The organism is Thermostichus sp. OS-CIW-20 (assembly GCF_054061455.1).
Window position 1 is genome coordinate 37,955 of sequence record NZ_JBSSEF010000007.1, and the last position, 24,633, is coordinate 62,587.

The window sequence follows — 24,633 nt, forward strand, 5'->3', positions numbered from 1 at the left end:
AGGGAATGGAGGATTCGGTATCGTATTGCCTGGGCTGGTATTATGTCTTAAAAAACGAGAGGCCATTTCATGGATGCACAATCGGTGGCACCTGTGGTTCTGGTAATCCTGGATGGCTGGGGTTATCGCGAAGCCCCTGAGGGCAATGCGGTGCTGGCCGCCCGAACCCCTGTCGTGGACAGCCTATGGGCTACCTACCCCCATACCCTGCTGCAAGCTTCGGGGCGAGCCGTGGGCCTGCCGTCAGGGCAAATGGGCAACTCAGAAGTGGGCCACCTGACCCTGGGGGCGGGGCGGGTGGTGCCGCAGGAGTTGGTGCGTATCAGCGACGCCATCGAGACGGGATCCCTTTTTCACGAGCCCCTCTTGGTGGAGGTTTGTCATCGGCTCAAGGAGCAGGGGGGCCGTTTTCATTTCATTGGCCTCTGCTCTGAGGGGGGGGTTCACTCCCACATCGACCATCTCTACGGCTTGCTGAAGCTGGCAGCCCAGGCGGGGATCCCTGCCTATGTCCACGCCATCACCGATGGCCGCGATACCTTGCCCCGCGATGGAGCCAGGGTTCTGGCCGCTCTGGAAAAAGAGCTGCAATGGCTGGGCAGCGGCGTCATCGCCACCCTGAGCGGCCGCTACTACGCCATGGATCGGGATCGCCGTTGGGAGCGCACCCAGAAGGCCTACGAGATCCTGACGGAAGACGGCCCTGGCTGTGGCCGCAGCGCCGCCGAGGTGATGGAAGACTTTTACGCCCAGGATATTACCGACGAGTTTATTCCCCCCACTCGCTTGGCTCCGGGGGCGGTGCAGTCGGGAGATGCGGTCATCTTCTTCAATTTCCGCCCGGATCGCGCCCGCCAGCTTACCCAAGCTTTTGTCTGTCCCGACTTTTCCGGTTTTCAGCGCCGTCTGATTCCGGATCTCACCTTCATCACCATGACCCAGTACGATCCGACCTTGCCGGTGCAGGTGCTTTTTAAGCCGCAGAACCTGGATCACCTGCTGGGCCAAGTGGTGAGCGAGGCCGGCCTCAAGCAATTGCGCATTGCCGAGACGGAAAAGTACGCCCACGTCACCTACTTTTTTAACGGCGGCATTGAGCAGCCCTTTCCCGGCGAAGATCGCATCTTGGTGCAAAGCCCGCTGGTGGCCACCTACGACCAAATGCCGGAGATGTCAGCGGTGGAGGTGACCGACAAAGCCATCGAAGCTATCGCCCGCCGCGAATACAGCCTGGTGGTGCTCAACTACGCCAACCCCGACATGGTGGGCCACACCGGCAACTTCAAGGCCACGGTGCGGGCGCTGGAGACGGTGGATCGCTGCCTGAGCCGTCTGCTGGCGGCGGTGGTGGACGTGGGGGGAACCACCTTAATCGTGGCGGATCACGGCAATGCGGAGCTGATGTGGGACGAGCAGGGCAACCCTTGGACGGCCCACACCACCAACCCCGTGCCCTGCATCCTGGTGGAGGGGGAAAGGCGCAAGATCCCTGGTCGCGGTGGCGATGTCAAGCTGCGCTCTGGCGGCACCCTGGCCGATGTCGGCCCCACCCTGCTCGAGATCCTAGGCCTGCCTCAGCCCCCCGAGATGACAGGGCAATCTCTTCTGCAGCCGGCAGAATACACCATCCTGCAGCGGCAGCCGGCGCCTGTGGGGCGCTAAAACCCGCCCTCCCTTACTCGGCTACTGGGATCCCTTCTTGGATTAGCCAAGCCCTCACCTCCTCCCAGCTGCGGTAGAGAGCTAAAACCTGGGAGTGCTCAGGGTGATAAGGGGCACTAAGGCGCTCTAACTGTAAGAAGCGAGCCTGAGGAGGGATCACCGGCACCTCTGGATCGGGGGGAGTGGGCCGGCGCAGGGAGCTGCTATAGCCGCGGTAGATGAGCACCAAATCCGTTTCCCCCTCGCTTTCCACCTCTACCCGCAGCACCTCCTGGGGGTGGGCTTGGCTGTAGCGCTCTAGAGCCAGCGGCCAGGGCAGGGCGCTCATGCTGCCAACTCCCTTTTCTCGGTAGGGGGCCGCAGCCGCCAAACGAAATAGACGCTGTAGAGTAGGTAAACTACCAAGCCCCAGGCCCCTAGGCTCCCGAGCAGCTCGGGGGGTACATTGGGATGGAAGATCTCCCGAAAGCCCAGCGGCGGCTCAAACCAGGCTCGACACTGCAGCGACAAAGAAGCCTGGAAGGCGCAGGGCACAAAGGCTCCTGAAAAGAAGAACCCGACCCCCATATAGCCAGTCAGGATCCACCGCCAGAGCAAGAAAGCCCGCGCTGCCCAGCTTCTCGACTGCTCGAGGGCGGTGCTCCAATCCCGCCAGAACCACAGACCCATTGGGATCAACAGCCGCGCCATCGCCCCGCTCAAGAAACTGATGGGCAGACCGCCGATCATCAAATACACCGTCACCGCCAATAGGCTGGATACCCGCCAGTAGACGATCAAGAGCTGAATCAGAGGACGCAACCCCACCGCAAAGGCCCAAATTAGGAGAGCCAACGGCAGCACCACCGTCAGCGCTACAGCCAAGCTGTAGTCCACCCAGATCGCCTTGACCAGCCAACTCACTGGGATCATCCTCGCCCTTTCTTCTCACTGCCCCATAGTATATAGAGCAACAGAATCGGCGGGATCCACCTCAAAACAACAGGAGGTAACAGAAGATTGCAGCTTCTCAGCCACCCCAGGCAAAACTTTACATCCGCGGTCTTTCAGAAAGTTTTCCATTTTTGCCGTTGCCGATCCACGAAGGTGGTAAATTCTTAGAGGAACATCTCCGTCTGTCGAAGGGCTAGTCGTCTTTCGAGGCGATAGTTGCAAGGTTCCATCCCGCCCTGGCCTCGCCCAACTCGTTAAGTATTGTTACTTAGTCGTGTTATTTTGGGTTAAGGCCAGATCCTCAGAGGTGGTGACCTCATTCCCATGGCACGTTCTTCCCGACTCCTCTCCCACAGTCCTGCCCGTTGGAAGGCGACCCCGTGGAAGCCTAAGCCTTTGCCGCCCCTGGAGGAGGCGGCGCCTCCGCCACAGCAGGAGGCGGGTCTGGGCTGCCAGAGTGCGTTGCAGCCGTCGCTTGCCCCGGGCAAAGCGGATTTGCGGGAGAAGGCGACAACGGCTGGCAGGAGCTATGAAGCACTGCAGCTATGGTTGGTGCTGGTCACCTTGGGGGTGAGCCTGGCCATTGCGGTGGGGGTGGCTTTGGTTTACTCGCCGGCGGTGGCTGCCAATTATTTGCTGGGGGCAATCGTCGGCGTAGTCTATCTGCGCATGCTGGGCCGCGGCGTCGCGGAACTGGGCAAAAGTCGCAGCCGACTGGGGGTAACGCGTTTGGCTTTGTTTGTCGGGCTAATCGTCCTGGCCACCCAGGTGAAGTCTTTGCAGATTTTGCCCATTTTCTTGGGGTTCATGACCTACAAGGTCACCCTGCTGATTTATCTTGTTCAGACCTTGACCCGTTTATCTTCTTCTGCGTGATGCTCATGAACCTGTTCTTCTCCGCTCCTCCTCTGGTAGCAGAACTTGAGGTTGGTCATCACCTTTACTGGCACCTGGGCAAATTTACGGTTCACGGGCAAGTTTTGATTGCCAGTTGGATTGCCATCGCCCTGATCTTGACCGTGGTGCTGTTGGGGACTCGTCAACTGCAGCGGGAGCCCGCTGGTCTGCAAAACTTTATCGAGTACACCCTGGAGTTTGTCCAAAGCATTGCCCGTGCCCAGATTGGTGAGAAAAACTTCCGGCCCTGGGTGCCCTACGTTGGCACCTTGTTCCTGTTTATTTTTGTCTCCAACTGGATGGGCAATCTCTTCCCCTGGAAGTTGATTCCCCTGCCGGAAGGAGAGCTGGCCTCTCCCACCAACGACATCAACACCACCGCCGGCTTGGCGCTGCTCACCAGCGTCATGTATTTCGTGGCCGGTATCAGCAAGCGAGGGCTGTCTTACTTTAAGAAGTACATCGAGCCCACGCCAGTTCTGTTGCCCATCAACGTCCTGGAAGACTTCACCAAGCCCCTCTCCCTGAGTTTCCGTCTGTTCGGCAACATCTTGGCAGAAGAGCTGGTGATTGCGGTGTTGGTGTTGCTGGTGCCGTTGTTGATCCCGGTGCCGGTGATGATCCTATTTCTGTTTACGGGGGCCATTCAGGCTTTGATCTTCTCCACCCTCTCGGCCGCTTACATTGGAGAGGCGCTGGAAGGTCATGGGGGTGGGGATCACCACGATTGACCTGCGGAGGGAAGGTGGGGACTTCTACCCAGTTCAACGCCCCCTCTCCTTCAAAGGTCGTCGCAAGGGATCCCTTCTCTGGTAAGGTTTGTTGGGGCCGAGGGCTTGAGCCTGGAGGCCGCCGACAAAGAGGCGATCGGCTCGACTACTCCGGTCAGATCACCTCAAGCTCAAGACGCTGTTGCGTTCGTGTCAACATCTGTTTTGTAACGACAAGGAGCATCTTGCTATGGATCCGTTAACCTCTGCTGCTTCTGTGTTGTCTGCCGCTCTGGCAATTGGCCTGGGATCCCTGGGCCCGGGTCTGGGCCAGGGGAATGCTGCTGCCGCTGCCATGGAGGGGCTGGCCCGTCAGCCGGAAGCAGAAGACAAAATCCGCGGCAACCTGTTGGTTAGCCTGGCCTTCATGGAAGCCCTGACCATCTATGGCCTGGTGGTGGCGCTGGTGCTCTTGTTCGCCAACCCCTTCGCCTGATGTCTCTGGGGGCGGCCCGGATCAATAGCTCTGTTGCGCCGGTTCGCCCCCTGCCTTGTTCGATGTTGGATCCCGTTTCTGTTGGTGCGGCCCCATGATCTGTTCAACCCTGTTGGCCGTTGAAGCTGCCGAGAAAAATGGCCTCTTCGATCTCGACGCCACCTTGCCCATCATTGCCGTCCAATTTCTGTTGCTGGTGGCCGTGCTCAACTCCCTCTTCTACGAGCCGGTTACTCGGGTTATCGACAGCCGCAACGACTACATCCGCACCACCCAGGCGGAGGCCCAGGAGCGGCTGGACAAGGCGATGGCCCTGACCCGCCAGTACGAGGCTGAGATCGGCCAGGCCCGCCTCCAGGCGCAGCAGGTGATCGCCGAGGCGGAAGCGGCTGCGGCCCGTATCCGTTCGGAGAAGCTGGCGGCGGCCCAGGCGGAGATCCAAGCTAAGCTGGAGGCGGCGCGGCGGCAAATCGAGCAGGAAAAGCAGACGGCGCTCGAACAACTGCAGCAGCAAGTGGATGCCATTGCCGCCCAGATCACCGAGAAGCTGTTGGGCAGCGCCCGTTAAGTGGCCAGTTGAACATTCCTTTGGAGTAGCGCGTGATGCTGGTGTGGAGCCTTGTGCCCGCTTGGCTTTTGGCCGTTGCCGAGCCGGTGACGGAAGCCACTGAGGGTTCTGCAGAAAAGGGGATCCTGGATGCGATTCTGGAAAGCAACTTAATCAACATCGCCATCATCCTCAGCCTGCTGTACATTTTGGGCCGCCGGGTGGTGGGGGAAGCTCTGGCCAAACGGCGAGAAGGCATCCTCGAGGAGCTGCGCCAGGCGGAGCAGCGCAAGCAGGAGGCGATCGAGAGGCTGGCGGAGGAGCAGCAAAAGCTGGCGCAGGCTCAGCAGGAGGCGGAGCGCATTCGCAAACAGGCGGAGGCCAATGCGGAAGCCCGCCAGCAGGAGCTGTTGCAGCAGGCGGAGCGGGAGATCGAGCGGCTGCGCGCCAACGCCGAAAGGGATCTCTCTGCCGAACAAGAGCAAATTCTCCAGGAGCTGCGCCGCCAGATCGTGCGCCAAGCCCTGAGCAAGGTGGAGCAGGAGCTGCCGCAACACCTCAACGAGCAGGTGCACCAGCGCCTGATTGAACGGGGGATCCAGATGATTGCCCGCTAGGAGGAAAGGGGAAGTTATGATCAGCAGCACCATGGCCGCCAGAGTGGTGGATCCCTACGCCGAAGCCCTTGTTTCGCTGGCCTCTGCGCAGGGATTATTGGATACCTTTGAGGCCGATATCCGTTTCATTGCCGCGGTTGTGCAGGCCACGCCGGAGCTGGGCCAATTCCTCGCCAGTCCCCTGGTCAAGGCGGAAGCCAAGAAAAACCTGTTGCAGCAGGTGTTTGCCGACCAGATCCACCCGCTGCTGCTGAACGCGCTCAAGCTGTTGAGCGACCGTCGCCGTATTATGTTCCTCGGGGCCGTCTGCCAGCGGTTCTTGGAGCTGCAGCGGAAGCTCAAAAATATCGTCCTGGCCGAGGTGACCACAGCGGTACCTTTGACCGAGGCGCAACAGCAGTCGATCCGCGAGCGGGTGAGGGACTTCACACAAGCCAGCGGCGTGGAGCTCCAGACCAGCCAAGATCCCACGTTGCTGGGTGGAGTGATCATTAAGATTGGATCCCAGGTGATCGACCTTAGCCTGCGCGGCCAGTTGCGCCGGCTGGCGCTGCAGTTAGCCTAGATTGGCCGAGCGTTTTTCCTTAATTTTGGATCCCTTCCCATTCCCTCGAGAGGACTGCCATGCCTACAATTCGCCCAGACGAGATCAGCACCATCATCAAGCAACAGATCGAACAGTACAACCAGGAGATGCAGATCTCCAATGTCGGCACCGTCCTGCAGGTGGGGGACGGCATTGCCCGCATCTACGGCTTGGAGAAGGTGATGGCCAGCGAGCTACTGGAGTTCGAGGATGGCACGGTGGGCATTGCCCTCAACCTGGAGGAAGACAACGTCGGCGCGGTGCTGATCGGCTCCGGGCGCAACATCCAAGAAGGATCTATCGTCAAAGCCACGGGCAGAATTGCCAGCATCCCGGTGGGAGAAGCCCTGCTGGGCCGCGTGGTGGATCCCCTCTGCAATCCCATCGATGGCAAAGGGCCGATTCACTGCACCGAGACGCGCCTCATTGAGTCGCCGGCCCCTGGCATCGTCGATCGCCGCTCCGTCTACGAGCCCCTGCAGACTGGCATCACCGCCATCGATGCCCTGATCCCCATCGGGCGGGGCCAGCGGGAGCTGATCATCGGCGACCGCCAAACCGGCAAGACCACCCTTGCTGTCGACACCATCCTCAACCAAAAAGGACAGGATGTCATTTGCATCTATGTGGCCATCGGCCAGAAGCAGAGCAATATCGCCCAGGTGGTGAACATCCTGAGCGAGCGAGGGGCGATGGACTACAGCATTGTGGTGGCTGCCGGCGCCGACAGCCCGGCCCCGCTGCAGTGGCTGGCCCCCTATTGCGGCGCCACCATCGCCGAGTACTTCATGTACCAGGGCAAGCATACCCTGGTGGTCTACGACGATCTGTCCAAGCAGGCGGTGGCCTACCGGCAGATGTCGCTGCTGTTGCGGCGCCCACCTGGACGGGAAGCCTACCCAGGAGATGTGTTCTATCTGCACTCGCGCCTGCTGGAGCGGGCCGCCAAGCTGAACAGCCGGCTGGGCGAGGGATCCATGACGGCGCTGCCGATTGTGGAAACCCAGGCCAACGACGTGTCGGCCTATATTCCCACCAACGTTATCTCCATTACCGATGGGCAGATCTTCCTGGAGTCGGATCTGTTCAACGCCGGCATTCGCCCGGCCATCAACGTCGGCATCTCTGTCAGCCGCGTCGGCTCGGCAGCCCAGACCAAGGCGATGAAGAAAGTGGCCGGCTCGATCAAGGTGGAACTGGCGCAATATCGCGACCTGGAAGCCTTTGCCCAATTTGCCTCCGACCTGGACGAAGCTACCCAGAAGCAACTGGCCCGCGGCCAACGGCTGCAGGAGATCCTCAAGCAGCCGCAGTACTCGCCCCTGTCTTTGGATCAGCAGGTGGCCATCATCTACGCCGGGACGCGGGGGTATTTGGACGACATTCCGGTGGAGAAAGTCTCCAGCTTTAAGCAGGGCCTGCTGTCCTACTTGGGCACCGCCCATCCCAAGTATGGCGAGATCGTCCTCTCCACCAAGCAGCTTACCGACGAGGCGGAAGAGATCTTGAAAACCGCCATCGCGGAGTTCAAGCAAAGCTTCCTGGCCAAGGCGGCCTAGTTGCCGGGGATCCCCATCCAGTGACCACAGCAGAGAGGATCGGTTATGGCAAACCTAAAGCGGATTCGCGACCGCATCAAGGCGGTGAAGAACACCCGCAAGATTACAGAGGCCATGCGCCTGGTGGCCGCGGCGCGGGTGCGACGGGCTCAGGAGCAGGTGATGGCCACCCGTCCCTTTGCCGATCGCCTGGCCCAGGTTTTCTACCGCCTGCAGACGCGGTTGCGGCTGGAGGATGTCGACCTGCCCCTGCTGAAGCAGCGGCCCATTGAGACCGTGGGCCTATTGGTGGTGGCCGGGGATCGGGGCCTGTGCGGCGCTTACAATGCCAACGTTATCAAGCGCACCGAGGAGCGGGTGCGCGAGCTGCAGGAGACGGGGCAGCAGGTGCGGCTTTACCTGGTGGGCCGCAAGGCGGTGCAGTATTTTCAGCGCCGCTCTGCCCCCATCGCCAAGACCTACGTGAATCTGTCCCAGATCCCCACTGCCGCTGAAGCTGCTCAAATTGGGGATGAGCTGCTCTCCGCTTTCCTCTCCGAGAAGGTGGATAAGGTGGAGCTCATCTACACTCGCTTTGTCTCGCTGATTAGCTCGCGGCCAGTGGTGCAGTCGCTGCTTCCTCTGGATCCCACGCGCCTGGCTGCCCGCGACGACGAGATTTTTAACCTTCTGGTGCGCGGGGGAGAGTTCACCGTCGAGCGCAGCAAGATCGTGGCTGCTGTTTCCGCTCCGCCGCCGGACATGATCTTCGAGCAGGATCCGGTGCAGATTTTGGACGCGCTGCTGCCGCTGTACTTGAATAACCAGTTGTTGCGGGCTTTGCAGGAAGCAGCGGCCAGCGAGTTGGCGGCCCGCATGACGGCCATGAGCAACGCCAGCGACAACGCCACCGAGCTTATCCGCACACTGGGCCTTGCCTACAACAAAGCTCGGCAGGCGGCCATCACTCAGGAGATCCTGGAGGTAGTTGCCGGGGCTGAGGCCCTGTAAACTTCCCTCCAGTGACCCACTCCTGCACTCAAGCTGACGCATAGAGGGCAGCCTTCTCTAGCCCAGAAAAGCCAAGCGCCTCGCGCCGCGACCCTCACCCCCAACCCCTCTCCCTCTAGGAGAGGGGAGTAGGGAGACGTTTCATTTCATTTGAGGAGCCTAGATTGCGTCGCTGGGCTATCTGGGCGTTGAGCAGGATCACCGGCAAAATCCCCACCAGGACAATCGCCAAGGCAGGAGCGCCGGCCTCGGCCAGCCGTTCGTCGGCAGCCATGCGGTAGGTGTGGACGGCCAAGGTATCGAAGTTGAAGGGGCGTAGCACCATCGTTGCCGGCAGCTCCTTCATTACATCCACAAACACCAGCAGCATCGCCGCCAGGATCCCGCCTCCCATCAGGGGCAGGTGCACCCGTAGCAAGGTGCCCAGGGATCCCTGCCCCAAGCTGCGGGCTGCTTCATCCAGGCTGGGAGGAATGCGCGCTAGCGTCGCCTCGACCGTGGCCAGGGCAACGGCCAAAAAGCGCACCAGGTAGCCAAACACCAACGCCACAATGGTGCCGCTGATCACCAAGCCGGGCGGCTGTTGCAGTACCACCTGCCGCAAGTCGCTCAGCAGTTGATCCAGCCGCCCTAGGGGAATCAGAACCCCCACCGCGATCACCACCCCGGGCAGCGCGTAGCCCAGAGAAGACAGCCGCACCGCCAGCCGCAAGCCCCGGACAGATCTCGCCTGCTCGAACCCTTGCAGCCGCAAACCGTACAGCACCACCACCGCCACCAAGACGGCAATCACCGCCGTGATCGTCGAGAGGAGAAAACTGTTCTGGGCGTAGCTCCAAAAGCGGCGGCCCAACTCTCCCTGGCGCAGAGTCATGTTGAGCAGGATCAGGGCCGGCACGACAAAGCCCAGCCCAATCGGGATCCCACAGGCCAGCCACGCCCCCACCGCCCGCATCCCCTGCAGACGGTAGCGGGTGAGGGACGGCTTGAACCCTTGGCGATAGTAGCGCGCCCGCCGGCGGGAAAATTGCTCCAGGGCCATCAGCAGCAGCACCAACAGCAGCAGCAGCGCCGAGAGCTGGGCGGCAGCCACCGGATTGCCCAAGGCCGTCCAGGTGCGGTAGATGCCGGTGGTAAAGGTATCGACCCCAAAGTAGCTGACCGTCCCAAAGTCGTTCAAGGTCTCCATCAAAGCCAGCAGACAGCCGGCCACGATCCCCGGCCGCGCCAGCGGCAAGGCCACTCGGAAAAAGCTGGCCCACGGCCCATAGCCCAAGGAGCGGCTCACCTCCAAACAGGCCACCGACTGTTCCTGGAAGGCCAGCCGCGCCGAGAGATACACATAGGGGTAAAGAGTGAGGACGAGCAGCAGGATCGCCCCCCACAAGGAGCGAATGTTAGGGAACCAGTAGCCGCCGATGCCCCAGCCGGTGACCCGCCGCAGCCAGATCTGGAAGCCGCCGGTTACTTGCAAAAAGTCCGTGTAGGCGTAGGCCAACACATAAGTAGGAGCTGCCAGGGGCAACACCAGCATCCACTCCAGCCAGGCCCGCCCCCAAAACTCGCACATCGTCACCAGCCAGGCGGTGCCGCTGCCGACCAGGATAACGCCCACTGCCACACCCACCATCATCACCAGGGTATTGCGCACATATAGCCCCAAGACCGTGTCGGCCAGGTGCTGCCAAACCTGCCGCTCATCGGCAAAGAGGCTGAGCAGCACCGTCAGGACGGGAAGGAGGATGAGGCCGCTGAGGGTTAAAGTCAGGAGTGCCCATCCGCTGAGAGGGGGGAAGCCAACTTTTTGCAGAGATTTGCTCAACAACTTTAGCCCAGTTCCTGTGTGCATCTCAATTTTTCAGGGACACCTGCTCCGGCAAGCTCTGAGAAAAAAGGGAAATCCGTAGGGAATTTCCCCCTTTTGACAGCTAGGTTCTCTTTCAAAACAAACCCTTTGGCAACTTAACAAAATAGACAATGTTCTCGTCTAGCTTGTTGTCTAGGTAGGGCATCTTTTTCTCCTGAACCACGCCTTTTTCCGAGACAATGCCGAAGTCGTCATCGTTCACTATCGCCAGAGTATTTGCGTCGAGAATGACCAATCCCTCTGGCTTATCGTGGAGATAATTGGGGATCGACGTGATGTCAAAGACTTCTTCTTTGGCAACAGGCTTGATCCCTGCTGCGGCCTTTTCCTCTTGGGTCAACTGCTCCAGCGTTTTGCCGTCGACCAACCGGCCGTTTGGGCCAGGATCAAAGACATCGGTAGCGCCAGAGATGTCAATTTTGTAGATTTTCTTGGTTACGTCTTTGTCGGCTCCCGGAGTTTTGCCGTCCCGCTCGAGGACTAGGAAAGTCGTGTCTGTGATGGCGGCAATTTCGCTAACGGCCGTGCCTGTTCCCTCCAGAGGGTAGAGGTATTCCCTAAACTTGCCCGTGGTCAGGTCATAGAAGAGTATTCTGCAAACGGTCGCAGTCTTTTGAACGTCTTTGTTTGGGTTCAAAAGCGGCGACTGCATGATGCCAACCAGATAGTTCTGATTGGGCGTCAGCGTCAGCCCCTCCATGCCGCGATTGGGGCGCCGATGTTTGTAGACTTCTGGCAGCTTTTTGCCACCGACTCCGCTCCCAAAAGGATTTAGCCACTCGATGGCCTTGCCGTTGGCGTCGAAGTGGATCAAGTGAGGTCCATATTCGTCGGCAACCCAAAAACTGCCATCTTTGGCCACCGCAATGCCTTCTGGATCGATGCCCTTGAGATCCGGCGCTATCTGTTTGCCACTGAGATCGTAAGCTTTTTCTCCTGTTCCCCCCAAATCAGATGGATTGGGGATCCCCGTGAGATTTTTGCCGGTTTCGTCTTGCAGCAGGATGACTTTGTCTAACTTGAAGCCCTCGCCCTCCAGGGATAATCTGGCAACTTGAGGGGTAAAGTCGGGCTTAGGAAAGATCTTGTCGTTGGATTCAGCTCCGTCGATATTGGGGCCGCGATCGGTGAGAGCATAGAAGTACTGGCCATCAAAGGCAAGGCCAGAGCCAAACCCGCCATTATAGATTTTGACGCCGTTTTCCGTGGTTAAAAGCAGATCCCGCTTGGGAACGGGAGCCTTTTCGGGGAGGCTTTCAATGGCCTCTGCCGGGCTACTGCTGTAGGAAGAAGTTAAAAAAGGGAGGAGCAAAAACAAGACTGCAGTGCGCAGTTGCTTCATTGGCTGAGCCTCCAGAAACCTTGAAAAAGTATAGACAAAAGGCCCGAGCGGCCTCGAACGGAGGCAACGCCGTCCTAGAGTATCAACGTTTGGCCAAAAACTGTCAAGCTGCTTAACGTTTGCGGCTCTACCAACGGGAGGCTGCGCTCAGGGCCTGTCCTGGAGGCCTGATCTACTTCCAACCGGCCCGATCCATTACCTTTAGGGCATCAGGGGTGACGCGGCCAATGCTGGCGGCGTTGATCGTATCTTCCTTAAAGGTGCCAAAGCTGGCCACCACCGAGTCGATCTCGGCCCCTGACAGCACTGGATACTCGTTGTTGCCCTGGGCAAAAATGGCCTGCGCCTCTGGGCCGGAGAGGAACTCCAGAAACTGGACGGCCGCCTCTTTGTTGGGAGCAGTTTTCAAAATTCCGGCGCCGCTGATGTTGACGTGCGTGCCGCGATCTTCTTGGTTGGGGAAGAAGACGCCCACCTTTTCCGCTACGGCCCGATCTTCAGGATTGTCGGATTTGATCAAGCGCGCCAGGTAGTAGGTGTTGGCTAAGGCTACATCCCCCACGCCAGCAGCTACGGCTTTGATCTGATCGATGTCTCCCCCTTCCGGCGGGCGGGCAAAGTTGGCCACTAGGCCGCGGGCCCACTTTTCGGTTTCCGGGATCCCATGCGCCAAGATGATCGAGGCCGTCAGAGATTGGCTGTACACATTGCTGGAGGAGCGGGTGAGCACCTTGCCCCGCCACTTGGGGTTGGCCAGATCTTCGTAGGTGGAGAGCTCCTTGGGATCCACCTTGTCTTTGTTGTACATGATCACCCGCGCCCGCTTGGTGAGGCCAAACCAGTACCCCTCTGGATCCCGCAGAGACTCGGGAATATTTTTGGAGAGCGTCTCCGACTGGATGGGTTGAAACCAGCCCTCGTTCTGAGCGCGCCACAACCGGGCAGCATCCACCGTCATGAAGATGTCGGCGGGGCTGTTGGATCCCTCGCTGCGGATGCGCTCGATGATCTCATCGGCTTTGCCCTGCACCCAATTCACCGTAATGCCCGTTTTCTGCTTGAAGAGGTCGTACAATTTTTCGTCTGTGCCGTAGTGCCGCGAGGTGTAGAGGTTCACCTCCCGGTTGGCGCCGCGGGCCGGACGCCCCAACGAGCCTGCCGCCAAGGCTACAGAGCCCAGAGCGGCCCAGCTGACAAATTGCCGTCGCGATAAGCGCATACCCAACTCCTAAACTCAAAAACATTTCAAGAAAGGCTGCTGCATTGACCCAGTCAGCAATGCCTTTACCCGAGAAAGCACTTGAAAGTCCCTCCCCTGAAAGCAGGGGAGTTTTCCCAAATGCCGGCTTTTTGATCTTTGTCTAGGCCAAGCTTATTGAGATTTTTATTCAAGAACTTTGCTCTGGGGCAATGATAGAGGATCCTAAGTACCGAGTCAAGCTGTTGGGAGTTGTTCTCATCTTTGAACCGTTTGGCCTCAGATCCGCCAACTCTCGCTGGAAACAAGAGCCAAGGTCGCTCCTCATGCGGCTGGCCGGGCAAGGGGATCCCTTACTGGAATATTTTGGGTAGGTTGGGGTTTTAGAGCTGCCTTGGGTATAAAGGGAGCAGGGTGGATGGTGGAGTATGGTGGGCTCCCCTTCTCAAGGGCCGGATGAGCAACTGCAAGACAATGGCCGGGATCCAGGTGCTTTCCTCCTAGTCTGTGGCTACAACGACTTGGCAGCGTTGACGCTGCAGATTCTGGAAGACTTTGGACAGCGCGCGGTGGTGGTGGCTCCTGGCCCGCGGCCTTCTTTGTTAAAGGAACCGTGGCAATACGTAGAGGGGGATCCCCATCAGCCGGAGGTGCTGCGCCGGGCTGGGATCGAGCGGATCAAGGTGGCGCTGCTGCTGGAGGACAACGACCAGGCCAACTTCGAGCTGGCCCTCTTGATTCGAGATCTCAACCCGCAGGCGCGCATTGTCTCTCGTCTGTTTAACACCGGCCTTGCCCGCTACCTGGACTCGATTTTGCCGCAGCATTTTTCCCTATCGGTTGCCGGCTTAGCGGCTCCGGCCTTTGCCCTCAAGGCTGTCTCGGACGAATTTGTCGGCTACTTCGAGCTGCCCCAGTTGGAGGCTCAGCCGGCCACGCTGCCGCCGGAGCTGGCCGATCCGCTTTATTTGGGCGCCCCCCAAGAGACCACCCTCTGGAACGTGGTGGAGCTGACCATCGGCTACAACTCCCGTCTGCTGCACATGCCCCTCGCGGAACTGGAGGAAACCTTTGGGGCGCGGGTGCTGTTCCACTACCCGGTGGACGGGCTGTCCGACTTTTCCGAGTCTCGGGTTTTCGACGATTTCGACCACGAGGCAGAGCTGCTGGAGGGGGATCGCATTTTGGTGATCTGCGACCCCAGATCCTATCTGCAACTGTTGGAGCGCAACGGGCGGCGCGGCTCTTCGCGGGCCCAACGCTGGGCCAGCGGACAGGCGCAAGACAGGCGACAACAACGGCGAGGCAAGTCGTTCGGGCGGGGCCTCCTATCTTGGCTGCGCAGAAGCCTGCAGGGACTGCTGCAGGTCAAGCCCATCGTGCATACCCTCACCTTCACCTTGGGGGCGATGTTGGTGCTGGGGGTCATTAATTTCAGAATTATCGGCAAATCTGTGGTTGACGGGCTGCTGCTGACCATCGTGGTGTTGACAGGGGGGTATGGCGACATCGAGGCTTTTCAGCAGGCGGAGACGCCGCTGGGGGTGAAGGTGGTGGCGGTGGTCATGACCTTGGTGGGAGCTGCCCTGGTGGGGTTGATCTACGGGTTGGTGACCGACAAGTTGGTGAGCAGCCGCTTTGGCTTGGGCCGAGCCGCCCGTATGCCCAAAGCGGATCATGTGGTGATTGCCGGTTTGGGGCGGCTAAGCTACTTGGTGCTGCAGTTGTTGCGGCAGATGGGCTATGAGGTGGTGGTGGTGGAGCCCGACAGCGACAACCCTCTGGTGGAAGCGGCGGAACGGGAGGGGGCGGTGGTGATTCGGGGCAACTACGCTCTGGCCAGCACGCTGCAACAGGCTCGCATCCAAAGCAGCCGCTGCCTGATCTGCACGACGCCTGACGATCTCACCAACCTCGAGACCGCCCTGACCGCCCACAGCCTGCAACCGGGGATCCGCACCATCTTGCGGGTTACCGATCCCCAGGTGGCGGCGCGGATGCAGCGGCATCTGCAGACGCTGGGAACCAGCTACAGCACCACCGCCCTGGGGGCGCGCGCTTTTGCCACGGCAGCGCTGGTGGGATCCGTTTACGGCACCTTAACTTGGGAGGGGGAAACGCTGCTGGTGACGCTGCTGGAGGTCTCGCCTTCCAGCCCTTACCTGGGGCTGTCCCTGCGGCAACTGGCCCAGGATTACGACCTGGCAATTTTGCTGCATCACTCCCGACCGGGCCGGCCCTGTGTTTTCCCCAAGATCTGGCAGAAAGAGGGCGAGACGGTGTTGAAGCGGGGGGATTGCCTGTATGTGATGGGGACGGTGGGATCCCTGATTCGCCTGGCCCAGGGACGCCCTCTGCCGCCGGAGCTGTATCAAGTGCGCCTTTTGGAATGTCGCAACCCCTACTTTGAAGACGAGATCCTCTCCACCTTGGCGTTTTATGCGCGGCTGCCCAAGACGGCCCTGAAGCCGCTGTTGCGCTGTCTGCCGGCGGTGGTGAGCCCCCCTCTCCCCCGCGACAAGGCGATTAAGTTGGCCCGCCAACTGCGCAAAATGAGCACCGAGGTGCAGGTGTTTGCCCAGGTGCAGTCCGGCGAGCGGCGGATCCTTGAAGTCCTCTAGGGCTTTTCGGCCACAAGACGCACAAAGCGATTTTGCCCGTAGAGCTCCTGGGCCACGACTCTTAAACCAACCTTCTCCAACAGCCAGGCCAAGTCCTCGGCGCTGAAGCGGTTGTGCTCGTAGAAGTGGGTAAATTGATCCACCAAGGTATCTAGGGGGGTGTCCGGCTGAAACAGTTGGGCCTCGGTGGCGGCATCGAAGTAGAGGCTGAGGGGGGCGCGCACCCAGTCCACTAGCAAAAATCGTCCCCCTGGCTTGAGTAGACGCCGCACCGCTTGCAACAGGCGCACCGGCTGCACCATCTCGTGGATCACCACCACCGCCTGGGCCGCGTCAACGCTGCTATCGGGCAGGGGCAAATGGGGATCGTGGAGGTCCGCTTGCAGCAGTTGGATGCCGGGGATGTCTTTGAGGTCGGCTTTAGCCCGCTCCAACATGTAGGGCATCAGATCTACGCCGATCAACTGTCCGCCGGGGTAGCGCTGGGCCCACTGCCGGAGGACATACCCCGGCCCCGTTCCCAGATCCAGCAGGCAGGGCGCAGCAGGCAAGCAAGGCTCAACGTGCTGCTGCCAAAACCGCCAAAAGGCCTCGTTGAAGCGCCCAGGAGCCGTGGCCAGCATGCGCTCGCAAAAGCTGGGGCCACGGTGGTGCTGGTAAAGAAGCTGAAAGGTATCGAGGCCGGTTTGGGGCATGGCTGAGCATTCTCAACGAATCCTGGGAACCAGGTCAGCAGCGCAGGAAGGGCATCGAAGCAAATCAAAAAGGAATGTCGGCCTAGCGAGCGGAAGAAGCGGTGGAGAAGTTGGCGATGCCCGTCTCTAGGTCGTCAAAACAGGTCAAGACCTTTTCCATGGAGGTGAGGCTGAGGACAAGGGAGACACTTTCGGGAACGCAACAGAGGCTGAGGTTGCCGCCGGCAGCCCGGCACTTGCGCAAGGCCGAGATCAGCACTCCCAGGCCGGAGCTATCCATAAAGGTAACCGCCGACATGTCGATCAACAGGTTGTGGTAGCCAAAATCCAAAACCTGCTGCAGCAACTGCCGGACTTCAGAAGCGGCTTTGGCGTCAAAGCGACCCTCTAAGGGCACGATTGCCAGCTTTTGCCCCTGGGGGGTTTCGGCAGTACGGATGCGCAGCTTAAAATCCATCGTTTCCAGTCAAGACCTCATGCCCCACCTTAGCACCATCGGTTGCTGCTATTACCCCCTCGGCAGGAAATCCCTCTTATGCAGAAAGAGAGGGTATCCCTCTTTGCCATGGCAATTTCCAACTGGTTGAGATTGTCTGCGGGGCCCAGCGTTGAGGCAGCTACCCTCCCTTCCTCTTCAGACGGGGAGCAATCCCTCACCCCCTACCCCTCTCCCTTTGGGAGAGGGGAGCTAGCCGCTCCGCCTGCAGGCAGAGGGATCCAACCTTGGCTCCCCATCTCAGATCCTGGCCGGATCGAGCGCATAAGTCGGCTCGAGGGCGGGAAGGGACATACGCAGGCGAGGACGGTGCATGGCCAGCAACTGGGCCAGGCGCCTGCGCAGCTCGGTTCGCGGCACAATTGCGTCGATGAGCCCGTGGGCCAGCAGATATTCGGCCGTCTGGAAGCCCTCCGGCAGCTTGCCCTTGCCGATGGTTTGCTCAATAACATTGGGCCCGGCAAACCCCACCTGGGCGCCGGGTTCGGCCAGGATCAAATCCCCCAACATGGCAAAGCTGGCAGTCACCCCCCCATAGGTGGGATGGGTGAGCACAGAGATGAACAATTGCCCGGCCTCGCGGTGCCTTTGCAGAGCGGCTGCCGTTTTGGCCATTTGCATCAAGCTGAGGATCCCTTCCTGCATGCGGGCTCCCCCCGAGGCGGAGAAGATGACTAGGGGCAGGTGATCGCGGGTAGCTCGTTCGGTAAGACGGGTGATCTTCTCGCCCACCACCGAGCCCATGCTGCCGCCCATAAAGCGGAAGTCCATCACGCCCATCGCCACTGGGATCCCTTCCAAGCTGCCCAGCCCGGTCAAGACGGCATCTTTAAGTTGGGTGCGCTCCTGATAAGAGGCCAGTCGCTCGGCGTAGGGCTTTTGGTCGAAAAAGTGCAGCGGATCGGTGGGGGCCAGGTGCTCGTCAAGGGGCTGCCAGGAGCCGGGATCCAAAAGCTGCTGCAGCCGCTGCGGGGCCGTGATGCGATGGTGATAGCCGCAGCTCGGGCAAACCTGCCAGTTCTGCTGCAGATCCTTGGTGTAGGTGAGGGCGTCGCAAGCCGGACACTTCTGCCACAGGCCGTCGGCGATCTCCCGCACTTGCCGCTCTTTGTCGAAGGGGCTGCTGCCGGTCAAGTTAAGGGAAGTCTGCTTGCGCCGCTCGGCAAACCAATCCAGTAAAGACATAGCCGCTGAGGTACCCCCCTAGCTAGGGATGGCCAGAGCTGAATCTGTAAGCCCTGCCGGTGAGCTGCGAAACTCATCTTAACGTTCTCAAGCTATCAAAGAATCGCCAAGCTGGAAATAGAGACTTGCAATGGCCCATGACCGCAGAAACCCAGTGGCAGGTGTTGACCACAGGGGATGGATCCCTGACCTTTTTCTCCCAAGAGTTCGGGCAGGCTTTCCATAACACCAGCGGCGCTGCCCAGGAAGCGCTGGAGAAGTTTGTCCGCCCTTGCCGGCTGGATCGCCTGCCGTTGGAGCGGGATCCGGACGATCCCATTCGCCTCTTGGATATTTGCTTTGGCCTCGGCTACAACTCCGGCCTGGCCTTGGAGACGATTTGGCAGGTGCGGCCCGATTGCCCTGTGGAAGTCATTGGCCTGGAGCGATCCCCAGAGGTGCCCCGCCAGGCCTGGCAGGTGGGGGTGGGATCCACCTGGAGCTTTGGCCAGGAGTGGCAACACTTGATCGAGCAGGGATCCTGGCAATCGCCGCGCTGGCGGGGAACCCTGCTGTGGGGAGATGCCCGGCAAACCCTGCTCCAGGTGCCGCCGGGATGGGCGGATGCGGTGTTTTTGGATCCCTTCTCCCCTTCGGTTTGCCCGGAGCTGTGGACGGTGGACTTCTTGCGGGCAGTGGCCGAGCGAATGCGCCCCAGCGGGATCCTGGCCACCTATTCCTGTGCGGCGGCGGTGCGGGCGGCCTTGCTGGAGGCGGGGCTATTCATTGGCTCGACGCCGCCGGTGGGCCGCCCCTGGCCGGGCACGGTGGCCTCGCCCCAACCGCATCACCTGCCGCCCCTCTCGCCCATGGAGTGGGAGCACCTGCGAACCCGCGCCGCGGTGCCCTACCGGGATCCTACCTTGCAAGGGGATAGAGCCCAGATTCGGCTGCAACGCCAGCGAGAACAGCAAACTTCACCCCTTGAGCCCACTTCCGCCTGGAAACGCCGCTGGCCTGTGCAAGCCTAGCGACCGGAGTGCAGATCTGGGCAGCTTTTGCCGGAATTGCTGTCTGAGTGTATCCAAGACACCTGCACCAGTCCCGTACCCTTACGCAAGCTGCCGTGTCTTGACAAAGTTAAGCTAAAGTGAAGCCCTCTCTCCGGTGAGCTGCTATGTCTCCTTCGGCCTCTGCCGGTACACTGGTTGTCCTTTGTGCTGAACAGCACCGTGTTACCCTGCAGTTCTTGGCTCGCCTCTCTCGAGCTCCGGAGTTAGATCTGGAGCAGCGGCGTCTCTGTGTGCAAAGGTTGCGGCAGCGCCTCTCCCGCCACATTCAACTGGAGCGCCATGTCCTTTACCCGCTGCTCAGGACGGCTCTGGCGGCGGATCCCCACCGCAGCGCCCAAATTGACCGGCTGGAGCAGCAGTTGCGGGATCAGATCCCGGAGCTGACGCGCTTTTTGCACCAGGCGGAGCGCGACCCGCAGCAGTTGGATCCCACTTCTGCTCTTCACTTCTATCGGCAGTTGCGGGCCCAGTTCGAGCAGGAAGAGAAGCTCTTGCATCCCCTCTTTGCCCAGCATGTTTCCCCCGCTGCAGAGCAGCAGCAGTTGCGCCTGTTCCGCAAGCGCCTGCAGGCCAGCGCCTCCAGTTCTGCTGCCGGTCGTCGCCCCAGCTTGGAGGAATGGGAGCGGCAGGCAGTGACTCGCCCTGTCTTTCCCCACGAACGCCTTTGGCCTCCGCAAGGTAGCACGGCGTCGATGGCCACCCCTTAGCCAAGGACGGTCTTGTCTTTGGATTTTGCCTTGGGTAACTTTCTGCTGGTTTTGGCAAGCTGGCTTGTGGTACTTTTTCCCCAGCCGACCCCTTGCATCGATGCAACCTTGGGATCCCGAAACCTACATCGATCAGAGGGCCCAACTCCTGCATCCCGACCATCGAGCGGAGGTGATCGAAAACTTCGCCCGCTTCTTGCCCCTTGCTCAACAGCTGCTGGAGCTTCCGTTGCTGCCGACGGTTGAGAAGATGAGCCTCTAACCCAGCCCCTCTCCTTTGTCGGCCTGCCAACATCCCTGCCCTTTGGCGTACAACTGGTGGCTGCCCCCTACCAAGAGGCCAACCTGTTGCGGGCCGCCGCCCATCTGGAAGCGCTGGGGATCCCGGATGCGCGGCCTGCCTGAGCCAGGAGATGCTCCCTCTAGGCGCGTTTGAACCATATCTAGTGTTTTAATTTTGAATCCTTTGCTCCAGACGCTAAATTTATAATCTCCTCGATAGGGGTAAAAATGTGCCACTCTTGAGGGCCGCTTTTGCCCCTTTGTTTTTGCCAGAGAGTTTGAATCTTGTCGGGGCAGGACGTGAGCTGTTTGCCCAGAGAGAGGAAAATCTTAAAGTAAAATTAATCCCACGGTTGTTGTAGCGAATAACCTCTTTTCCGGCTTGGGTCGATAGAATGAGCGGCATAAAATGGACATGGCACCCCCACCTGGACTCTGCATTATGGATCACCCTACTTTTCTGGCCCAGCGCTACACGAAACTGTGCGAGGCTTATCTCTCGCTCAACGAAGCCTTCGCCAAATTAGATCACTCCCACAGCCGCCTGCAGAAGAGCTTCAGGAGGCTTCTGGTCACGGCCCGGAAAGCTTTGGATGAACTGCCTATCCTGCGGCAGGACGTCGAACAGTTACAACAGGGCGTCGAACAAAGGGATCGCTTGGTCCGTTCCCTGCGAGAAGAACTTCGGGAGAGAGAAGCTCGGCTGGGCGAGCTGATTGCCAACTATGACCAAGTCTGTCACGAGCTGGAGTCCACCAAAGCAGATCTGTTGAGCGCTCAGGCGTTGATTGAAAAACTGGAAGCAGAGAATGCCCAACTTTTGCAACAGTTGAGTCGCCTCACCAGTTTGGAGGAGGAATTGGCAAGCTTGACAGAACGGCTGAACCAAGCAGAGGCAGCCCGCCAAGCGTTGGAGGCCCGCAACCGTGAGCTGGAAGCAGCCCTGGGAGAGCGAGATCGGCAAGTGGATAGCCTGCAAGCGCGGCTGGCGCAATTGGAGCGAGAGAACGCCTCGCTGAAGGCGCAACTGTCGCAGGTGGCTGACCTGCTTACCGAGGACTCGATCAATCTCCTGCAAGAAACCGAGAATGCCGTCAAGGCCGATGAGGAGGTGCTGCCCCTGGTGCTGGCCTCGCTGCCAGAGACTGAGCGCCTTATGCAAGAGGCCGAGCAACTCCTCTCCTCTTGCTCAGAGCTGGTCCAAGTGAAACCACAAGCGGCTTGATCTGAGGGTTAGCCTTCCAGCCAGGGCTGACAACTGCACACCAGGTGACGATCCCCGTAGGCGTTGTCAATGCGGCTGACGCTGGGCCAGAACTTGCGCTCCTTGACCCACGGGAGGGGATAGGCGGCTAGGGAGCGAGGGTAGGGGCGATCCCAGTGGTCGGCGGCCACTACCTCGGCGGTGTGGGGGGCAAGTTTAAGGGGATTGCGCACGGGATCCATCTCGCCCCGCTCGATGGCAGCAATCTCCTGGCGAATGGCGATCATTGCCTCACAGAAGCGATCCAGCTCTTCTAGGGATTCGCTCTCGGTGGGCTCCACCATCATTGTCCCCGGCACCGGCCAGGAGATGGTGGGGGCGTGGAAGCCGTAGTCCATTAGCCGCTTGGCTACATCCTCCACCTCAATGCCGGCGCTTTTCTTGAGGGGGCGCAGGTCCAGGATGCACTCGTGGGCCACCCATCCCCCCGGCCCTTTGTAGAGCACCGGGTAGTAGGGATCCAGCCGCTTGGCGATGTAATTGGCATTGAGGAGGGCCACTTGGGTAGCTAGGGTAAGGCCGGCGGATCCCATGAGGCGGATGTAGGCCCAGGCAATGGGCAGGATGCTGGCACTGCCCCAAGGGGCGGCGCTGACCGGGCCGTTGCAGCCGGGCAAAAAGGGGTGGCCGGGCAAATGCGGCAGCAGATGACGGGCAACGGCAATGGGCCCCACCCCCGGCCCGCCGCCGCCGTGGGGGATGCAGAAGGTCTTGTGCAGGTTGAGGTGGCAGACATCGGCCCCCAGCTCCGCAGGACGGCAGAGGCCCACCTGGGCGTTGAGGTTGGCCCCATCCATGTACACCTGCCCCCCCGCCTCGTGGATCATCTGGCAAATCTGGCGGATCCCTTCCTCAAACACCCCATGGGTGGAGGGGTAGGTAATCATCAGGGCAGCCAGGCGTTCCCGGTGCTGCTCCACCTTGGCCCGCAGGTCTTCGAGGTCGATGTTGCCGGCCCTGTCGCAGGCCACGCTCACCACCTGCATCCCAGCCATGACAGCGCTGGCGGGGTTGGTGCCATGGGCAGAGGTGGGGATCAGGCACACCTGCCGCTGGCTTTCCCCTCGCGCCTGGTGGTAGCGGCGAATGGCCAGCAAGCCGGCGTATTCCCCCTGAGATCCGGCGTTGGGCTGCAGGGAGACGCCGGCAAAGCCCGTGATCTCCGCCAGCATCTGCTCCAACTGGGCAAAGAGGGTTTGATAGCCGCGAGCTTGTTCCAGGGGCACAAAAGGATGGAGCTGGGCAAACTCCGGCCAGGTCATCGGCAGCATCTCGGCTGTGGCGTTCAGCTTCATGGTGCAGGAGCCCAAGGGGATCATGGAGTGGACAAGGGAGAGATCCCGGCTCTGCAGGCGGTGGATGTAGCGCAGCAGCTCCGTTTCCGAGTGGTGGCGGTTGAACACCGGATGGGTGAGGTAGGGAGTGGTGCGCAAGAGCTGGGGGGGCAGGCTTTGGTTGGCATCCAAACCCAGGCCCTCGACATCCCAGGCTGGCTCTTCAGAGCCGGCAAAGATCTGCCAGAGATCGCGCAGATCCTGAGCGGTGGTGGCCTCGTCCAAGCTGATCCCCAGGGTGACGTCGTCGATCCGTCGCAGGTTAATGCGCTTCTGGGCGGCCCGCTCCTGGAGCTGCTGCACCTGCTCTGGGGAGGCTGCCCTTACCCAGAAGGTGTCGAAGAAATACTCTGGCCCCACCCTGTAGCCCAGCTGGCGAATCGCGGCCGCTAGGTGATGGGCCTGGCGGTGGATGCGTTCGGCGATTTGCCGCAGGCCTCGGGGGCCGTGATAGACGGCATACATGGAGGCCACCACGGCCAAGAGCACCTGGGCGGTGCAGATGTTGCTGGTGGCCTTGTCGCGGCGGATGTGCTGCTCCCGGGTTTGCAGAGCCAGGCGCAGGGCCGGCCTGCCCTGAGCATCCTGAGAGATCCCCACCAGGCGCCCCGGCAGCAGCCGTTTGTGGGCCTCGCGAGTGGCAAAGTAGGCGGCATGGGGGCCGCCGTAGCCCAGGGGCACCCCAAAGCGCTGGGTGGATCCCACCACGATGTCCGCCCCCCATTCTCCCGGCGGCTGCAGGAGAGTCAGGCTGAGCAAGTCGGCAGCTACGGCCACCACCATCCCCCTTTGGTGGGCCCGCTCCACCAGCTCGCGGTAATCCCGGATCTCTCCATAGGTGTTGGGATACTGCAAGAGCAATCCAAAGCCGTTCTCCAGCTCCAACTGCGAAGGATCGGCCACACGCACCTGGATCCCCAAGGGCTCTGCCCGCGTCTGCACGACGGCAATGGTCTGGGGATGGCAGCCGCGATCCACCCAAAAAACTGGGGATTGCTTGCCCGCTAAGGTGTAGGCCAGGCTCATCGCTTCGGCGGCGGCAGTGGCTTCGTCCAGCAGGGAGGCATTGGCGATCTCCATGCCTGTTAGATCGATCACCATCGTCTGGAAATTGAGCAGGGCCTCTAGCCGCCCCTGGGCGATCTCCGCCTGGTAGGGGGTGTACTGGGTGTACCAGCCGGGGTTCTCCAGAATGTTGCGCTGAATCACCGGCGGCGTCAGGCAGTTGGAATAGCCCATACCCAAAAAGGAGCGCCACACCTGGTTCTGGGCCGCCATCGCCCTCAGCTCCGCCAATACTTGTTGCTCGCTGCAGGGGGATCCCAGGCCCAGGGGTCGGCTGCTGCGGATGGCCGCCGGTACCGCCTTATCCACTAATTCCCGTAGAGAGCTCAGCCCTAAGGCGTGCAACATCTGACGGATTTGCTGGGCGTCCGGCCCGATGTGCCGCCAGAGGAAGAGTTCTCGCTGCTCTAGCAGCTCCAGCTCGGCATCGACGGCAGAGAGGGGTTGAGGCGTCTCCCGTCCAGAGGGGCTGAGGGGATGGAGGATGGTGGAGTCGGACATGGGGCAAAACAAAAGCGATGGAAAGTC

General features: G+C 60.5%; 24 protein-coding genes. 14 read left to right on the top strand and 10 right to left on the bottom strand.

Annotated elements, in window-relative coordinates; genetic code table 11:
• Nucleotides 1–69: 69 nt before the first annotated feature.
• Nucleotides 70–1,662, top strand: a complete 1,593-nt coding sequence (gene gpmI, locus ACVWXC_RS04685) for a 2,3-bisphosphoglycerate-independent phosphoglycerate mutase (protein ID WP_457391388.1) — start codon at nt 70–72, stop codon at nt 1,660–1,662.
• Between the two features lie 13 nt (nt 1,663–1,675).
• Here the strand turns inward: gpmI and ACVWXC_RS04690 are convergent, their stop codons facing one another.
• Both ACVWXC_RS04690 and ACVWXC_RS04695 read right to left on the bottom strand, forming a co-directional pair.
• The gene (locus tag ACVWXC_RS04690) at nt 1,676–1,990 is read right to left on the bottom strand and encodes a DUF7734 family protein (protein ID WP_011430936.1); all 315 of its coding nucleotides are present in this window, start codon (nt 1,988–1,990) and stop codon (nt 1,676–1,678) included.
• Nucleotides 1,987–2,574 (bottom strand): DUF3177 family protein, encoded by a 588-nt coding sequence (locus tag ACVWXC_RS04695; protein ID WP_457391385.1) that lies wholly within the window; start codon nt 2,572–2,574, stop codon nt 1,987–1,989. The genes ACVWXC_RS04690 and ACVWXC_RS04695 overlap by 4 nt, the downstream gene beginning before the upstream one ends.
• 345 nt (nt 2,575–2,919) lie before the next feature.
• Between ACVWXC_RS04695 and ACVWXC_RS04700 the strand changes: the two genes are divergently transcribed.
• The 8 genes from ACVWXC_RS04700 to ACVWXC_RS04735 all read left to right on the top strand — a co-directional run bounded on the left by ACVWXC_RS04700 (nt 2,920) and on the right by ACVWXC_RS04735 (nt 8,997).
• Nucleotides 2,920–3,471, top strand: coding sequence for an ATP synthase subunit I (locus ACVWXC_RS04700; RefSeq protein ID WP_228375272.1), 552 nt, complete (start codon nt 2,920–2,922; stop codon nt 3,469–3,471).
• 5 nt (nt 3,472–3,476) lie between these two features.
• Nucleotides 3,477–4,223 carry a F0F1 ATP synthase subunit A gene (atpB, locus tag ACVWXC_RS04705; RefSeq protein WP_011430933.1) on the top strand — a complete coding sequence of 249 codons (747 nt, stop codon included), beginning with the start codon at nt 3,477–3,479 and terminating at the stop codon, nt 4,221–4,223.
• 229 nt (nt 4,224–4,452) lie between these two features.
• On the top strand, nt 4,453–4,698 hold the full coding sequence (atpE, locus tag ACVWXC_RS04710) for an ATP synthase F0 subunit C (RefSeq protein WP_011430931.1): 246 nt from the start codon (nt 4,453–4,455) through the stop codon (nt 4,696–4,698).
• A gap of 94 nt (nt 4,699–4,792) precedes the next feature.
• Entirely contained in the window at nt 4,793–5,266 is a 474-nt protein-coding gene (locus ACVWXC_RS04715) for a F0F1 ATP synthase subunit B' (RefSeq protein ID WP_011430930.1), read from the top strand.
• 35 nt (nt 5,267–5,301) lie between these two features.
• Nucleotides 5,302–5,862, top strand: coding sequence for a F0F1 ATP synthase subunit B (locus ACVWXC_RS04720; RefSeq protein ID WP_457391422.1), 561 nt, complete (start codon nt 5,302–5,304; stop codon nt 5,860–5,862).
• A gap of 16 nt (nt 5,863–5,878) precedes the next feature.
• On the top strand, nt 5,879–6,427 hold the full coding sequence (gene atpH / locus ACVWXC_RS04725) for an ATP synthase F1 subunit delta (RefSeq protein WP_011430928.1): 549 nt from the start codon (nt 5,879–5,881) through the stop codon (nt 6,425–6,427).
• 59 nt (nt 6,428–6,486) lie between these two features.
• Nucleotides 6,487–8,007, top strand: coding sequence for a F0F1 ATP synthase subunit alpha (gene atpA / locus ACVWXC_RS04730; protein ID WP_011430927.1), 1,521 nt, complete (start codon nt 6,487–6,489; stop codon nt 8,005–8,007).
• Nucleotides 8,008–8,052: 45 nt separating this feature from the next.
• The gene (locus ACVWXC_RS04735) at nt 8,053–8,997 is read left to right on the top strand and encodes a F0F1 ATP synthase subunit gamma (RefSeq protein ID WP_011430926.1); all 945 of its coding nucleotides are present in this window, start codon (nt 8,053–8,055) and stop codon (nt 8,995–8,997) included.
• A gap of 115 nt (nt 8,998–9,112) precedes the next feature.
• On the opposite strand, the gene ACVWXC_RS04740 is transcribed toward ACVWXC_RS04735, so the two are convergent.
• The 3 genes from ACVWXC_RS04740 to ACVWXC_RS04750 form a co-directional block, all read right to left on the bottom strand.
• Nucleotides 9,113–10,846, bottom strand: coding sequence for an ABC transporter permease (locus tag ACVWXC_RS04740; protein ID WP_457391381.1), 1,734 nt, complete (start codon nt 10,844–10,846; stop codon nt 9,113–9,115).
• A gap of 91 nt (nt 10,847–10,937) precedes the next feature.
• A complete protein-coding gene (locus tag ACVWXC_RS04745; protein ID WP_099812978.1) occupies nt 10,938–12,206 on the bottom strand; it encodes an esterase-like activity of phytase family protein in 1,269 nt (422 codons plus the stop codon).
• A gap of 172 nt (nt 12,207–12,378) precedes the next feature.
• A complete protein-coding gene (locus ACVWXC_RS04750) occupies nt 12,379–13,425 on the bottom strand; it encodes a Fe(3+) ABC transporter substrate-binding protein (RefSeq protein ID WP_457391379.1) in 1,047 nt (348 codons plus the stop codon).
• A 407-nt stretch (nt 13,426–13,832) separates the two neighbouring features.
• On the opposite strand from ACVWXC_RS04750, the gene ACVWXC_RS04755 reads away from it, so the two are divergent.
• Nucleotides 13,833–16,025, top strand: a complete 2,193-nt coding sequence (locus tag ACVWXC_RS04755; protein ID WP_457391377.1) for an NAD-binding protein — start codon at nt 13,833–13,835, stop codon at nt 16,023–16,025.
• Here the strand turns inward: ACVWXC_RS04755 and ACVWXC_RS04760 are convergent.
• The 3 genes from ACVWXC_RS04760 to accD all read right to left on the bottom strand — a co-directional run bounded on the left by ACVWXC_RS04760 (nt 16,022) and on the right by accD (nt 18,401).
• A complete protein-coding gene (locus ACVWXC_RS04760; RefSeq protein WP_099812983.1) occupies nt 16,022–16,720 on the bottom strand; it encodes a class I SAM-dependent methyltransferase in 699 nt (232 codons plus the stop codon). The genes ACVWXC_RS04755 and ACVWXC_RS04760 overlap by 4 nt on opposite strands.
• 82 nt (nt 16,721–16,802) lie before the next feature.
• The gene (locus ACVWXC_RS04765) at nt 16,803–17,177 is read right to left on the bottom strand and encodes an STAS domain-containing protein (protein ID WP_011430919.1); all 375 of its coding nucleotides are present in this window, start codon (nt 17,175–17,177) and stop codon (nt 16,803–16,805) included.
• Nucleotides 17,178–17,456: 279 nt separating this feature from the next.
• Complete coding sequence (accD, locus tag ACVWXC_RS04770; RefSeq protein WP_011430918.1) at nt 17,457–18,401, bottom strand: acetyl-CoA carboxylase, carboxyltransferase subunit beta; 945 nt, start codon at nt 18,399–18,401, stop codon at nt 17,457–17,459.
• Nucleotides 18,402–18,538: 137 nt separating this feature from the next.
• On the opposite strand from accD, the gene ACVWXC_RS04775 reads away from it, so the two are divergent.
• The 3 genes from ACVWXC_RS04775 to ACVWXC_RS04785 all read left to right on the top strand — a co-directional run bounded on the left by ACVWXC_RS04775 (nt 18,539) and on the right by ACVWXC_RS04785 (nt 20,422).
• Entirely contained in the window at nt 18,539–19,411 is an 873-nt protein-coding gene (locus ACVWXC_RS04775) for a tRNA (5-methylaminomethyl-2-thiouridine)(34)-methyltransferase MnmD (RefSeq protein WP_041438476.1), read from the top strand.
• Between the two features lie 146 nt (nt 19,412–19,557).
• A complete protein-coding gene (locus tag ACVWXC_RS04780) occupies nt 19,558–20,160 on the top strand; it encodes a hemerythrin domain-containing protein (protein WP_099883738.1) in 603 nt (200 codons plus the stop codon).
• Nucleotides 20,161–20,260: 100 nt separating this feature from the next.
• Nucleotides 20,261–20,422, top strand: coding sequence for an AtzG-like protein (locus ACVWXC_RS04785; protein ID WP_414347014.1), 162 nt, complete (start codon nt 20,261–20,263; stop codon nt 20,420–20,422).
• Here ACVWXC_RS04785 and ACVWXC_RS04790 read toward each other — a convergent pair.
• A complete protein-coding gene (locus ACVWXC_RS04790; protein ID WP_168174230.1) occupies nt 20,419–20,601 on the bottom strand; it encodes a hypothetical protein in 183 nt (60 codons plus the stop codon). The genes ACVWXC_RS04785 and ACVWXC_RS04790 overlap by 4 nt on opposite strands.
• A 256-nt stretch (nt 20,602–20,857) precedes the next feature.
• On the opposite strand from ACVWXC_RS04790, the gene ACVWXC_RS04795 reads away from it, so the two are divergent.
• Nucleotides 20,858–21,667, top strand: coding sequence for a hypothetical protein (locus ACVWXC_RS04795; RefSeq protein WP_457391373.1), 810 nt, complete (start codon nt 20,858–20,860; stop codon nt 21,665–21,667).
• A gap of 8 nt (nt 21,668–21,675) precedes the next feature.
• On the opposite strand, the gene gcvP is transcribed toward ACVWXC_RS04795, so the two are convergent.
• Nucleotides 21,676–24,606: an aminomethyl-transferring glycine dehydrogenase gene (gcvP, locus tag ACVWXC_RS04800; RefSeq protein WP_457391372.1), complete on the bottom strand. Its 2,931-nt coding sequence runs from the start codon at nt 24,604–24,606 to the stop codon at nt 21,676–21,678.
• Nucleotides 24,607–24,633: the final 27 nt, after the last annotated feature.

Excerpts from the sequence above, each read along its gene's own strand:
- gpmI (WP_457391388.1), top strand. The coding sequence starts at position 70 with ATGGATGCACAATCGGTGGCACCTGTGGTTCTGGTAATCCTGGATGGC.
- ACVWXC_RS04690 (WP_011430936.1), bottom strand. The coding sequence starts at position 1,990 with ATGAGCGCCCTGCCCTGGCCGCTGGCTCTAGAGCGCTACAGCCAAGCC.
- ACVWXC_RS04695 (WP_457391385.1), bottom strand. The coding sequence starts at position 2,574 with ATGATCCCAGTGAGTTGGCTGGTCAAGGCGATCTGGGTGGACTACAGC.
- ACVWXC_RS04700 (WP_228375272.1), top strand. The coding sequence starts at position 2,920 with ATGGCACGTTCTTCCCGACTCCTCTCCCACAGTCCTGCCCGTTGGAAG.
- atpB (WP_011430933.1), top strand. The coding sequence starts at position 3,477 with ATGAACCTGTTCTTCTCCGCTCCTCCTCTGGTAGCAGAACTTGAGGTT.
- atpE (WP_011430931.1), top strand. The coding sequence starts at position 4,453 with ATGGATCCGTTAACCTCTGCTGCTTCTGTGTTGTCTGCCGCTCTGGCA.
- ACVWXC_RS04715 (WP_011430930.1), top strand. The coding sequence starts at position 4,793 with ATGATCTGTTCAACCCTGTTGGCCGTTGAAGCTGCCGAGAAAAATGGC.
- ACVWXC_RS04720 (WP_457391422.1), top strand. The coding sequence starts at position 5,302 with ATGCTGGTGTGGAGCCTTGTGCCCGCTTGGCTTTTGGCCGTTGCCGAG.
- atpH (WP_011430928.1), top strand. The coding sequence starts at position 5,879 with ATGATCAGCAGCACCATGGCCGCCAGAGTGGTGGATCCCTACGCCGAA.
- atpA (WP_011430927.1), top strand. The coding sequence starts at position 6,487 with ATGCCTACAATTCGCCCAGACGAGATCAGCACCATCATCAAGCAACAG.
- ACVWXC_RS04735 (WP_011430926.1), top strand. The coding sequence starts at position 8,053 with ATGGCAAACCTAAAGCGGATTCGCGACCGCATCAAGGCGGTGAAGAAC.
- ACVWXC_RS04740 (WP_457391381.1), bottom strand. The coding sequence starts at position 10,846 with ATGCACACAGGAACTGGGCTAAAGTTGTTGAGCAAATCTCTGCAAAAA.
- ACVWXC_RS04745 (WP_099812978.1), bottom strand. The coding sequence starts at position 12,206 with ATGAAGCAACTGCGCACTGCAGTCTTGTTTTTGCTCCTCCCTTTTTTA.
- ACVWXC_RS04750 (WP_457391379.1), bottom strand. The coding sequence starts at position 13,425 with ATGCGCTTATCGCGACGGCAATTTGTCAGCTGGGCCGCTCTGGGCTCT.
- ACVWXC_RS04755 (WP_457391377.1), top strand. The coding sequence starts at position 13,833 with ATGGTGGGCTCCCCTTCTCAAGGGCCGGATGAGCAACTGCAAGACAAT.
- ACVWXC_RS04760 (WP_099812983.1), bottom strand. The coding sequence starts at position 16,720 with ATGCCCCAAACCGGCCTCGATACCTTTCAGCTTCTTTACCAGCACCAC.
- ACVWXC_RS04765 (WP_011430919.1), bottom strand. The coding sequence starts at position 17,177 with ATGGATTTTAAGCTGCGCATCCGTACTGCCGAAACCCCCCAGGGGCAA.
- accD (WP_011430918.1), bottom strand. The coding sequence starts at position 18,401 with ATGTCTTTACTGGATTGGTTTGCCGAGCGGCGCAAGCAGACTTCCCTT.
- ACVWXC_RS04775 (WP_041438476.1), top strand. The coding sequence starts at position 18,539 with ATGACCGCAGAAACCCAGTGGCAGGTGTTGACCACAGGGGATGGATCC.
- ACVWXC_RS04780 (WP_099883738.1), top strand. The coding sequence starts at position 19,558 with ATGTCTCCTTCGGCCTCTGCCGGTACACTGGTTGTCCTTTGTGCTGAA.
- ACVWXC_RS04785 (WP_414347014.1), top strand. The coding sequence starts at position 20,261 with ATGCAACCTTGGGATCCCGAAACCTACATCGATCAGAGGGCCCAACTC.
- ACVWXC_RS04790 (WP_168174230.1), bottom strand. The coding sequence starts at position 20,601 with ATGGTTCAAACGCGCCTAGAGGGAGCATCTCCTGGCTCAGGCAGGCCG.
- ACVWXC_RS04795 (WP_457391373.1), top strand. The coding sequence starts at position 20,858 with ATGGCACCCCCACCTGGACTCTGCATTATGGATCACCCTACTTTTCTG.
- gcvP (WP_457391372.1), bottom strand. The coding sequence starts at position 24,606 with ATGTCCGACTCCACCATCCTCCATCCCCTCAGCCCCTCTGGACGGGAG.